General features: G+C 72.3%; 9 protein-coding genes. 2 read left to right on the plus strand and 7 right to left on the minus strand.

Annotated elements, in window-relative coordinates; all coding sequences use genetic code 11:
• Positions 1 to 137: 137 nt before the first annotated feature.
• From AB0H37_RS44585 to AB0H37_RS44595, 3 genes are read right to left on the minus strand one after another with little or no spacing between them, the layout of a single operon-like run.
• Positions 138 to 1,127 carry an ABC transporter permease gene (locus AB0H37_RS44585; RefSeq protein ID WP_179836718.1) on the minus strand — a complete coding sequence of 330 codons (990 nt, stop codon included), beginning with the start codon at positions 1,125 to 1,127 and terminating at the stop codon, positions 138 to 140.
• Entirely contained in the window at positions 1,124 to 2,071 is a 948-nt protein-coding gene (locus AB0H37_RS44590) for an ABC transporter permease (protein ID WP_329087260.1), read from the minus strand. The genes AB0H37_RS44585 and AB0H37_RS44590 overlap by 4 nt, the downstream gene beginning before the upstream one ends.
• Positions 2,071 to 3,741, minus strand: a complete 1,671-nt coding sequence (locus AB0H37_RS44595) for an ABC transporter substrate-binding protein (protein ID WP_360618789.1) — start codon at positions 3,739 to 3,741, stop codon at positions 2,071 to 2,073. Before AB0H37_RS44595 ends, AB0H37_RS44590 begins: the two co-directional genes overlap by 1 nt.
• 99 nt (positions 3,742 to 3,840) lie before the next feature.
• Here AB0H37_RS44595 and AB0H37_RS44600 point away from each other — a divergent pair, with 99 nt between their 5' ends.
• The gene (locus tag AB0H37_RS44600) at positions 3,841 to 5,286 is read left to right on the plus strand and encodes an aminopeptidase P family protein (protein ID WP_179836715.1); all 1,446 of its coding nucleotides are present in this window, start codon (positions 3,841 to 3,843) and stop codon (positions 5,284 to 5,286) included.
• Positions 5,287 to 5,359: 73 nt separating this feature from the next.
• Here AB0H37_RS44600 and AB0H37_RS44605 read toward each other — a convergent pair whose 3' ends face one another.
• The 3 genes from AB0H37_RS44605 to AB0H37_RS44615 all read right to left on the minus strand — a co-directional run bounded on the left by AB0H37_RS44605 (position 5,360) and on the right by AB0H37_RS44615 (position 8,543).
• Entirely contained in the window at positions 5,360 to 6,631 is a 1,272-nt protein-coding gene (locus tag AB0H37_RS44605; RefSeq protein ID WP_360618790.1) for a S1 family peptidase, read from the minus strand.
• Between the two features lie 182 nt (positions 6,632 to 6,813).
• Positions 6,814 to 7,482, minus strand: coding sequence for a GntR family transcriptional regulator (locus tag AB0H37_RS44610; RefSeq protein ID WP_179836713.1), 669 nt, complete (start codon positions 7,480 to 7,482; stop codon positions 6,814 to 6,816).
• A 104-nt stretch (positions 7,483 to 7,586) separates the two neighbouring features.
• Positions 7,587 to 8,543: a LysR family transcriptional regulator gene (locus tag AB0H37_RS44615; protein ID WP_329087269.1), complete on the minus strand. Its 957-nt coding sequence runs from the start codon at positions 8,541 to 8,543 to the stop codon at positions 7,587 to 7,589.
• A gap of 246 nt (positions 8,544 to 8,789) precedes the next feature.
• Between AB0H37_RS44615 and AB0H37_RS44620 the strand changes: the two genes are divergently transcribed.
• Complete coding sequence (locus AB0H37_RS44620; protein ID WP_360618791.1) at positions 8,790 to 9,605, plus strand: ATP-binding protein; 816 nt, start codon at positions 8,790 to 8,792, stop codon at positions 9,603 to 9,605.
• A gap of 13 nt (positions 9,606 to 9,618) precedes the next feature.
• Here the strand turns inward: AB0H37_RS44620 and AB0H37_RS44625 are convergent, their stop codons facing one another.
• Positions 9,619 to 10,284, minus strand: a complete 666-nt coding sequence (locus tag AB0H37_RS44625) for a GntR family transcriptional regulator (RefSeq protein ID WP_179836710.1) — start codon at positions 10,282 to 10,284, stop codon at positions 9,619 to 9,621.
• Positions 10,285 to 10,465: the final 181 nt, after the last annotated feature.

Here is a 10,465-nt window from a genome sequence, read left to right on the forward strand (position 1 = left end):
GAACCCCCACACCCCCCGGTTCGCTCCGCTCATGCGTGCTGCTTGTGAGGGGGCGACCCCCCACACCCCCCGGTTCGCTCCGCTCATGCGTGCTGCTTGTGAGGGGGCGACCCCCCACGCCCCCCGGTTCGCTTCGCTCATGCGTATCTCACCTGGGGGTCGATCGCGGCGTAGAGCAGATCCACGACGAGGTTGGCGAACGTGATGAAGAACGCGGCCAGCAGCGCGACGCCCATCACGACCGGCTGGTCGGACTTGTCGATCGAGTCGATGGTGAGCCGCCCGATGCCGGGCAGCCCGAACACGCTCTCGGTGATCAGGGCACCGCCGAGCAGCGCGCCGAGGTCCATGCCGAAGACGGTGAGGACGGGGGTGAGCCCGGCGCGCAGCCCGTGCTTGGTGACCACCGTCCGCTCGGGCAGGCCCTTGGCGCGGGCCGTCCGGATGTAGGGCTCGGCCATCGTCTCCACCATCGACGCCCGGGACAGCCGCGCGTACATGGCCGCGTAGAGCAGCGCGAGCGCGACCCACGGCAGGACGAGGTTCTTCGCCCAGGTGGCGGGGTCCTCCGCGAACGGCACGTAGCTGGAGTAGGGGAGCAGCCCCCCGATCTGGACGACCAGGACGGTCAGCGCCATCGCCGTGAAGTAGATCGGCAGGGACGCGGAGGTGAGCGTGCCCACCATCATCGTCCGGTCGAGCAGCGAGTCCTTGCGCAGCGCGGAGACGACGCCGACGGTCACGCCGCCGACGAGCCACAGGACCGCCGCCCCGATCCCGATCGAGACCGTGGTCGGCAGCCGCTGCATCATCAGGTCCCAGACCGGCATGTTGTTCTGGTAGGAGAACCCGAGGCACGGGACGTGGCACCGGACGGCCTGCGGCCCCGAGCCGTAGCTCCGGCCCGCGAAGATGCCGCCGAGGTAGTCGGTGAACTGCCGCCACAGCGGCCGGTCGAGTCCCATCTGGTGGTGGAGCATGGCGAGCCGCTCCGGCGTGCACGACTTGCCGCACGCCTGCAGCGCGGGGTCGGCGGGGAACACGTAGAAGATCGTGAAGGTCACCGCGCAGATGACCAGCAGCACCCCGGCGACCCCGGCCAGGCGCATCGCGACGTACCGGGTCACCGGCCCGCCCCCTTCGGGTCCAGGGCGTCCCGGAAGGCGTCGCCGAGCAGCGTGAACGCCAGCACGGTCAGCAGCAGGCAGACGCCGGGGACCACGAAGAACGTCGGGTCCACCTGGTACCAGTCGATCGCCTTGGCCATCATCTGCCCCCACGAGGCGTCCGGCGGCCGGACGCCGATGCCGAGGAACGACAGGGCGGCCTCGGTGCCGATGTTGATCGGGATGGTGAGCGTCGCGTAGACCAGGACCGGTGCCAGCAGGTTCGGCATGACCTCGCGGAAGACGATCCGGTGGCGCGGCATGCCGGTGGCGCGCGCGGCCTCCACGAACTCCCGGTGGCGCAGCGAGAGCGTCTGCCCGCGCACGATCCGCCCGATGTAGGGCCAGCCGAAGAAGCCCATGACGAACACCAGCTCCAGCGTCCGGTTCCCCTCGGGCAGCACCGACACCAGCGCGATCATGAAGATGAGCTGCGGGAACGACAGCACCAGGTCCATGACGCGGCTGATCGCCGCGTCGACCCTGCCGCCGGCGAAACCCGCGGTGAGGCCGAGGGCGGTGCCGGCGGCGGTGGCGACGCAGGTCGCCGCCACGGAGATCAGCAGCGAGATCCGGGCGCCGTAGACCATGCGGCTGAACACGTCCCTGCCGGTGCCGGGCTCGACGCCCAGCCAGAAGTCGCCGTCGATGCCGCCGAACGCCCCCTTGGGCGCGCCGGCCAGCGCCTTGTCGATCTTCTCGGGGTGGAACTCGTCCGGCCCGTGCCCGTTGAGGGCGGTGAGCAGCGGGGCCGCGAGCGCCAGCAGCACGAACAGCGCGATGATCGTCAGGCCGGCGAGGGCGGCCGGGTCGCGGCGCAGCCGCCCGCCGGCCAGTCGCCAGGGCGACCGGCCGGCGGGCGCCGGCACGCCGCCCGCCGCCTCGGTGAGGGGCGGGGCGGCCACTACATCACCCCGATGGTGGCGAAGTCGAACTCGCCTTCCCAGATGGCGTGGCCGAACGTGCCGGTGACCTTGGAGCCGTGCAACAGCGGCAGCTTGTCGTGGATCAGGGGGACCATCGGCGACAGCCCCATCAGCTCGCGGTCGAGCGCCGTCCACGCGGCCGGGTCGCCGCCCTTCACGGCCGCGCCGATCTTCTCGTTGACCGCCTCGTCGTTCATCTGCGAGACGACCGTGTTGCCCTTGGGCGCGATGTTGCGCCCGTCGAAGACGGGCGGGATGAACGAGGCCGCGGACGGGTAGTCGGCGCACCACCCGTAGAAGACGAGCTCGTCCTCCTTCGCGGTGTCGCCGATGGTGTCGTAGTAGACGCTCTTGGCGACGGCGTTGATCCGGACCTTCACCCCGACGCGGGCGAGCGCCTGCTGCACCGCCTCGGCCTCGGACTTGCCCAGCTCGCTGCTGGTCGTCGTCAGGTTGATCGAGAAACCGGCCCCCTTGCCGGCCGCGGCGAGCATCTGCCTCGCCTTGGCCGGGTCCCCGTTCGGCGGCGCCTGGTAGACGTTCTGCGCCTGCCCGCCGGTCATGGCGGGCGGGAGGTAGGAACCGGCCAGCTCGCCGACGCCGCTGCCGCCGTGCGCGGTGCGGTAGGCCTCCTTGTCGATCGCGTACTGCATCGCCCGCCGCACCTTCGGGTCGTCGAAGGGCGGTTTGGAGGTGTTCATCGCCAGGAACCGGGTGCACAGGCTCGTCGCGCTGACGAACCGCTTCCTGACGTCCGGGCGGGTGAGGATGCGCGGCATGCTCGCCGGCGCCACGGAGTACAGCGTGACGGCGCGCCGGTCCCGGCCCTGGTCGGCGATGAGCCGCTGGTCGATGGTGGCCTGCGCGAGGCCCTCCTCCACCACGATCTTGTCGGGGTTGGCCTGGCGGATGCCGTCGGTGGCCTTGTCCCAGTGGGTGTTCCTGACGAGGATCAGCCGCCGGCCGCGGTCGTACGACTCGACCTTGTAAGGGCCGGAGGAGAAGGGGCGCCTGTCGAAGTTGACGCCGGTGTCCTTCGCCTTCGGCACGGGGGCGAACGTCGGCAGCGTGGTGACCTTCGGCCAGTCCATCGACGGTTCCTTGAGCCGGAACACGACCGTCCCTGCGTCCGGTGTCGCGATGGAGGCGAGACCGCCCCTGTCCTTGTAGGGCCCGTTGTACCCGTCGCCGCCCTCCAGCATCGTCCTGGCGTATCCCGGGCCTTCCGGCAGGTCGGGCGCGAAGGAGCGCTCGACCCCGTACTTGACGTCGGCGCTGGTGACGGGCGTCCCGTCCTCGAACTTCAGCCCCGGCTTGAGATGGAACGTCCATGTCCTGCCCTTGTCGGGCGTGGTGCCGGTGTCGGTGGCGAGGTCCGGGACGACCCTGGTGCCCTCCTGGCCCTCCTTGGCGGCGTAGGTGGTCAGCGTCCGGTAGAGCAGCCGCGTGCCGAAGTCCATCGCGAACATCACGTAGTTGCGCTGCGGGTCGAGATGGGCGAAGTCCTGCGTGTACAGGACGGTGAGGGTGCCCCCGGTCCTGGCGGCGGTGGCGCCGTCGCCCGAGCCGCAGGCGGAGGCCCCGCCGGCGGCGGCGCCGAGCGAGAGGGCGAGGGCGAGGGCGAGGCAGGTCCTGACCGGACGTTTCATGGCGTCTCCGTGCATCGTCGGGCGGAGTGCCATATAAAATAGTACAGTGCAATTGCACTACAAGCCCCGTTATCGAATCTCCACATCCAGGACTTTCACATGGACGACCCTGCAGCCGGCCGCTTCGCGACGGGCAGCCACGACCTGCCCGTCTCCGAGACCCTCGCCTCCTTCATGACCCGGGACTGGGCCCCGAGCGGGAAACCGCTTCCGGTGCGCCGGTCCGTGGCGCCGTACGCGGAGAAACGCCGCGCGGCCCTGTCGGCCCTCTTTCCCGGCGAACGCCTCGTCCTGCCCGCCGGTCCGCCGAAGGTGCGCAGCAACGACTGCGACTACCGCTACAGAGCGCACACCGCCTACACCCATCTCACCGGGGACACCGGCGCGGACACCGGAACCGGCGCCGTCCTGGTGCTGGAACCGACCGGCACGGGCCACGACGCCGTCCTCTACCACCGGCCCCGGTCCTCGCGCGACGACGCGGGCTTCTTCCGCGACCGCCGGCACGGGGAGTTCTGGGTCGGCCCCCGCGCCACGCCGGCCGAGACCGAGGAGAGGCTCGGGCTCGCCTGCGCACCGCTGGGCGACCTGGCCGGTGCGCTCCGCGGCCAGGTCCCGACCCGGGTGATCCGGGGCGTGGACCCCGAGGTCGACCGCGCCGTCCCGGCGCGCGCCCCCGAGGCAGACGCCGAACTGGCCGCCTGCGCCGCCGAGCTCCGCCTGGTCAAGGACGACTGGGAGATCGCCCAGCTCCAGGCCGCCGTCGACCACACGGTGGACGGCTTCACCGCGGTCGCCGCCGGGCTGGCGCGCGTCACCGGGATGCCGCGCGGTGAGCGGTGGGCGGAGGGCACCTTCGAGCGCGTCGCGCGCATCAGGGGCAACGGCGTCGGATACGACACCATCGCCGCGGCGGGGGCGCACGCCTGCGTCCTGCACTGGACGCGCAACGACGGCACGCTGCGCCTCGGCGAGATGCTCCTGCTCGACGCCGGGGTCGAGACCGACACCCTCTACACCGCCGACATCACCCGCACCCTCCCGGTGAGCGGATGGTTCACCCCGCGGCAGCGGCAGGTCTACGACCTCGTCTACCACGCGCAGGAGGCGGGACTGGCGGCCGTCCGGCCGGGCGCCCGCTTCCGCGACTTCCACATGGCCGCGATGCGCGTCATCGCCGAAGGACTGCAGGACTGGGGCGTGCTGCGCAGCGCGGAGGACGCCCTCGACCCCGAGTCGGGCATCTACCGCCGCTACACCCTCTGCAGCAGCGGGCACATGCTCGGCCTGGACGTCCACGACTGCTCGGCGGCGCGGGCGTCCCAGTACCTGGACGGGGAACTGCGCCCCGGACACGTCCTGACCGTGGAGCCGGGCCTCTACCTGCAGCCGGACGACCTGACGCTGCCCCCGGAACTGCGCGGCATCGGCGTGCGCATCGAGGACGACGTCCTCGTCACCGAGACCGGCTCCCGCCTGCTGTCCTTCGCCCTTCCCCGCCACCCCGAGGAGATCGAGACCTGGATGCAGTCCCTGCACGACTGACGCCGTGAAGGGGCGGCGCCGTCCCCGGGTCACCGGGCACGGCGCCGCCCCTGCGCGCAGGACGGGGGAGTGGTCAGCCCCTGAGCAGGGTCACCCCCAGGCCGGACAGGGCCCGGCCGATGGGCTCGTGGATCATTCCGCACCCCGAGTTCGGGCCGCCGCTCAGGATGCCGTGGGCGTAGTTGCCGTAGAAGACGCCGCTGCCGCTGTCACCCGGACCGTCACACGCGGTGCTCCAGGTCATGCCGGACAGCGTCCGGTTGGGGTAGGAGACGGTGGCGTCGACCTCGGTGATCGACCCGCAGGTGTAGCCGGTGGTCGAGCCCTGCTTGCAGACGTATCCGCCGACGTAGTCGCTTTCGCTTCCGTAGACGGAGGTCTGGGGGAGGACCCAGCCCCTGGGCCGCCACCAGCCCGGATCGTCGACCGATACCGCGGCGTAGTCGCCGTACCAGCCGAAGGTGTAGTCCACGGCGCCGCCGACGTTCTGGTAGCCGTAGCTGTAGGTCGACACGTCCCAGTAGTAGCCGAGTTCGGCGCAGTGGCCGGCGGTGAGCATGTAGTACCGGCTGCCCGAGTACGTCATGAACGCGCTGGTGCAGCGCGCCCCGCCGGTGAAGATGGCCAGGCCGGACCGCAGCGGCGGGTCGCAGCTGTAGTCGTCGTAGCAGTAGCGGGGCACCGACTTGTGGGCGTAGGTCGACACCTGGACGGCGCCGCCGAACGTGCGCCGCGCCCAGCCGATGACGTCGCGCTGGGCCGGGGTGAGCGCGGCGCCCTTGAGGCTGCTCAGCCTCACCGCGTTGCCGGACGTGACGATGCCGGTCTGCAGGCCGCTCTCGGCCCCCTTGTTGGCGTCGGCGACGCGCTCGGCCAGCGACGCGGACACCTGCTGGAGATGGCCGAAGCCGTACCGGACCTTCTTCGTCTTGGTGGCGCCCAGCCCGGCGCTCTGCGCCTTCGACCGCACCGTGGCCGACGCGCCGGCGCCCGTGACGCCGACGGTGAGCTCGCCGCCGTGCGCCTGGTCGATCCAGGCGCCGCCGTAAGCGGCGCCGAGGTCCTTGCCGAGCCGGCCGGCCAGGGAGAACTGCGCGGGTTGCCGGTCGGCTCGGCGGCCCGCCTCGGCCGCCGAGACGCCGTGGTCCTTGGCGATCTGCTTGACGAGTGTCTCCTTGGCCTCCTGCTGGATCTGGGTCCGGGACCTGGGGTTCGGGGAGGGGGCGGGGGCCGCGCCACGGTCACCGGGAGCGTCGGCGCGGGCCGGCGCCGCCAGTGAGGCCGCGGTCAGGGCGGTGGCCACGGCGACTGCCGCGGCGACCCTTCTGCGTTTCGGGCGGACCATGGGGGGAGCCTCCTTCGCGGACGGGGGTGCCGCGGCATCCGGCCGCGGTGTCCGCAATGCAATGTGAAATTGCACTGTAAAATGTGAAACGGCACTTGCCAAGAGCAGCCGCTTCGGCGAAAGCCCAGCTCCGGGGAGTTATGGCCGGATCCGGCCAGGAGATACGCGGGCGGAGGTCGCCCTCAGCGGTGGTCGCCCCGTACGTGGTCGAGGTGGCGCGTCATGAGCTCCCGCGCCTTCTCGGCGTCCCCGGCGACGAGCGCGTCCAGCAGCCCGAGGTGCTCCTCCGCCGACGCCACCAGCGTCTCGGCCGCGGCCGGACGGGCGAGGCCGTGCATCTGCGAGCGGCCGCGCAGGTCCAGGATCGTCCTGACCAGCGTCCGGTTGCCGGTGAGTTCGAGCAGTTCGGAGTGGAAGCGGTGGTCGGCGTCGAGGAAGCCGATCGGGTCGCCTTCCCGCGCCGCCGCGAGCGCCTCCTCGGCGAGGGCGCGCAGGCGCGGGCGGGTCGCCTCGGGAACGGCGCCGGCCAGCCGCACGACGGCGGGGACCTCGACCAGCTCCCTGATCTCGGTGAGTTCGGCGAGGTCGCGGGCCGAGGGACGCACGACCCGGAACCCCCGGTTGCGCACGGCCTCGAACAGGCCGTCCCGCACCAGGTCGATCATGGCTTCGCGGACCGGGGTGGGGGAGATCCCGAACTCGTCCGCGAGGGTCGGGGCGGAGTACACGACGCCCGACCGCAGCGAGCCCGTCGCCAGCGCCCTGCGCAGCGCCTCGGCCACCTGGCCGCGCAGACTGCTCTGGCCGCCGAGGTCAGGCAGCCCGACCATGGCATCGGCCACCGGATCCATTGGCCCTCCTCACCCACGATCAGAATACCGCCACGTGGGCGGCCCAGGGGCCCGGCGTCCCGCACCCGTCGGCAAGATCACGGCGCCTGATCACGGGCGCCCGGTCACAGCAGCGGGTGCACCTGGGGATGGGCGTGCCACCAGGCCTCGAAGGTCGGATGGCTGCCGGTGTGCTCCAGGTAGGCGGCCGCCAGCCCCCGGTAGAGGGCCGCGGCCTCCTCCTCGCCCAGGCGGTCACGCCGCCAGGCGACGATGAGCCGGGCGACCTGCGGCTCTCCGGCCAGGGGCCGCACGACCGTGCCGGGATGCGGCGGCCAGGACGGGTCCACCATCCGGACGCCGTGCCCCGCCGCGACGAGCGGGCACGCCGCCCCGCTCGGCGCCTCGTAGCGCACGATGGGCTCGAATCCGGCGGAGCGGCACGAGGCCCGCAGGGAGGACAGCGAGCCGTCGTCGGCGCCCGGCGGGGCGATCCACGCCTCGTCCCGCAGGTCGAACAGGTCGATCTCGTCCCTGCCGGCGAGCGGGTGGTTCGCGGAGAGGGTGACGAAGATCGGGTAGCGCGGCACCAGGGTGCGGCTGACCACGGGCGCCGCCAGGGGGATGTCGAAGCCCTCCATGAGCCCGATCAGCGCGGCGTCGAGATGGCCGCGGGCGAGGGCGTCGCCCAGCAGGGCGGAGGAGGGCTCGATGCGCAGCGAGACCTCGCGGCCGGGAAGGGCCTCGCCCACCCGCGCGACGATGCTCCCGACGCAGGCGAGGTGGACGCATCCGAGGCCGAGGGTCTCCTGCGGGCTCCGCGGTCCGCGCAGGTCGCCGAACAGCGTGTCCATCTCGGACAGGATCGTCCGCGCCCGGCTGATGACCTGGCCGCCGAGCGGCGTCGGCTCCAGGCCGGACCGGCTGCGGGTGAACAGCGCCCCGCCGACGATCTCCTCGACCCGGCGGAGCTGGTTCGACATTGCGGGCTGGGACATCCCCATCCGGGCCGCCGCCCGGGTGACGCTCCCGGTCTCCGCCATCGCGCACACCATGCGAAGGTGACTGATGTCGAGATCCATAGCTGGAAATTATGCATCAGCCGATGACCCGCGACTCGGACCGACCGCAATAATCTCCGTACTCCTCCACAAAGGTAAGCGATCACGGCGCCAGCGGCGCCCTCACCCTCGGTCTCCTGGCCGTGATCGCGCGGATGGAAGAAGGGAGATCCCGTCTCGCCGGCCCCCAGGACGAGGACCTTCTCACCCTTTTCCTCCTTGGGGGCCGGACGCGCCGCCGATAATTCTCGTGGAAAGCGATCGCTCATGCCGGAAAAGTCGCATACAGCGGAGACAGAGGGTGCGCAACTGGCCGACGGCGCGTTCCCGGCATGGCCCTTACCGCCCGGGCCGACGGCGGCGGCGTTCGCGCGCTCCGTCGCCCGGTCGGTGCTCGCCGAACTGGACATGCCCCCGGCCGTCGTGGGCGACGCGCAGACGATCATCTCCGAGCTGGCCACCAACGCCGTCGTGCACGGTGACCGGGACCGGGCCGAGGTGTGGGCGTATCTCAGCCGCCACCCCTTTCCCCAGCTCACCCTCAAGGTGTTCGACGCCGCTCCCTGGCGGGGGACCGGCGCCGCCGTCCCCGCGGGCGCCACGGCGCTGATCACCGGGGAGCCCGCCACCGACGCCTGCGGCGGCCGCGGGCTGATGCTCGTGAACGCGCTGACCGAGGAGGCCGGCGGATGCTGGGGCGTCCACCCCACCCGCTGCAGGCTCGGCCCGGGCCCGGTGTCCGGCAAGGCCGTCTACTTCACGGTCCCGCTGCCGGAGGCGTCCGCGGCCGTCCTGTCCCCGCCGGCGCCGGGCCCGGTGCCCGAACGGCTGTGCGAGCTCGCGGGCGTGCGCGGACTGCGGGCCCGCGTCTCGCTCGGCGCGGAGGCGACGGTGGTGCACTTCGGGGCCGGGCTGTGGATCTGGGTGAAGGACGGGTCCCTGCTGTACGAGCTGCCGGGACGCGGCGTCGTCCGGCACCCGCCGTCGGACGTGGTCGAGGTCGTCGAGCAGATGGTCCGGCTGAGCGAGGAGGGCGCGGCCGGCGGCCCCGCCCCCCGCGCGCCGTCATGGGACCTGTGCTGAGCGGGGCCCCGCCTCACCGGCCTTCGGGCCGGTCCGCCCAGATCCCCCGGACGTGCCGGAGGTGGTGGCGCATCAGCGCCTCGGTGCCCGGCGCGTCGCCGTTCGCCACCGCCTCGATCAGGTCCTCGTGCTCGCGTGCGGACGGTTCGAGCTCGCCCCGCTCCGCCAGCCGCGGCACCCCGTAGAGGCGGGACTTGTAGCGCAGCTCGCTCACCAGCCGGACGAGCTGGGCGTTGCCGGCCAGCCCGAGCAGGGCGAGGTGGAAGCGGTGGTCGGCGTCGATGTAGGCGACGACGTCCCGCTGCTCGGCCGCCGTCACGATCGCCTCGGCCAGCGGCCGCAGCGCGCGGACCTCCGCGGCCCGGCCGGCGCCCGCGAGCCGCACGGCGGCGGGGATCTCGATCAGGGACCGCACGTCGGTGATCTCGTCCAGCTCGTGGTCGGACAGCTCGGTGACCCGGAAGCCCTTGTTGCGGACGACCTCGACCAGCCCCTCCCGGGCCAGGTCGATCATGGCCTCCCGGACGGGGGTCGGGGACACGCCGAACCGCTCGGCGATGGCCGGGGCGGAGTACACGACGCCCGACCGCATCTCACCGCTGACGATCGACGCGCGCAGCGCGTGGGCGATCTGGACCCGCACGCTCTTCCTCGGGCCGAGCGAGGGCAGGTTCAGCATCTGGGTCGCAACCCCCGGGCCTCGGTGTCGGGTGGGCAGCGAACACGCCGCCGGTGAAATATGATATTGCATGCGTCATCGCTCGGTGAGGCGCGCGAGGATCCTGTCCTTGCCGCTCTGCCAGTTGGCCTTCAGGGCCTCGACGGCTCCCTCGACGTCGGAGTCGACCAGGCGTTCGGCG

The organism is Actinomadura sp. NPDC023710 (assembly GCF_040639875.1).
GTDB lineage: Bacteria > Actinomycetota > Actinomycetes > Streptosporangiales > Streptosporangiaceae > Spirillospora > Spirillospora citrea.

Bases quoted from the DNA above. Each gene is read 5' to 3' on its own strand.
- AB0H37_RS44595 (WP_360618789.1), bottom strand. From the start codon at position 3,741: ATGAAACGTCCGGTCAGGACCTGCCTCGCCCTCGCCCTCGCCCTCTCG.
- AB0H37_RS44600 (WP_179836715.1), top strand. From the start codon at position 3,841: ATGGACGACCCTGCAGCCGGCCGCTTCGCGACGGGCAGCCACGACCTG.
- AB0H37_RS44605 (WP_360618790.1), bottom strand. From the start codon at position 6,631: ATGGTCCGCCCGAAACGCAGAAGGGTCGCCGCGGCAGTCGCCGTGGCC.
- AB0H37_RS44610 (WP_179836713.1), bottom strand. From the start codon at position 7,482: ATGGATCCGGTGGCCGATGCCATGGTCGGGCTGCCTGACCTCGGCGGC.
- AB0H37_RS44615 (WP_329087269.1), bottom strand. From the start codon at position 8,543: ATGGATCTCGACATCAGTCACCTTCGCATGGTGTGCGCGATGGCGGAG.
- AB0H37_RS44620 (WP_360618791.1), top strand. From the start codon at position 8,790: ATGCCGGAAAAGTCGCATACAGCGGAGACAGAGGGTGCGCAACTGGCC.
- AB0H37_RS44625 (WP_179836710.1), bottom strand. From the start codon at position 10,284: ATGCTGAACCTGCCCTCGCTCGGCCCGAGGAAGAGCGTGCGGGTCCAG.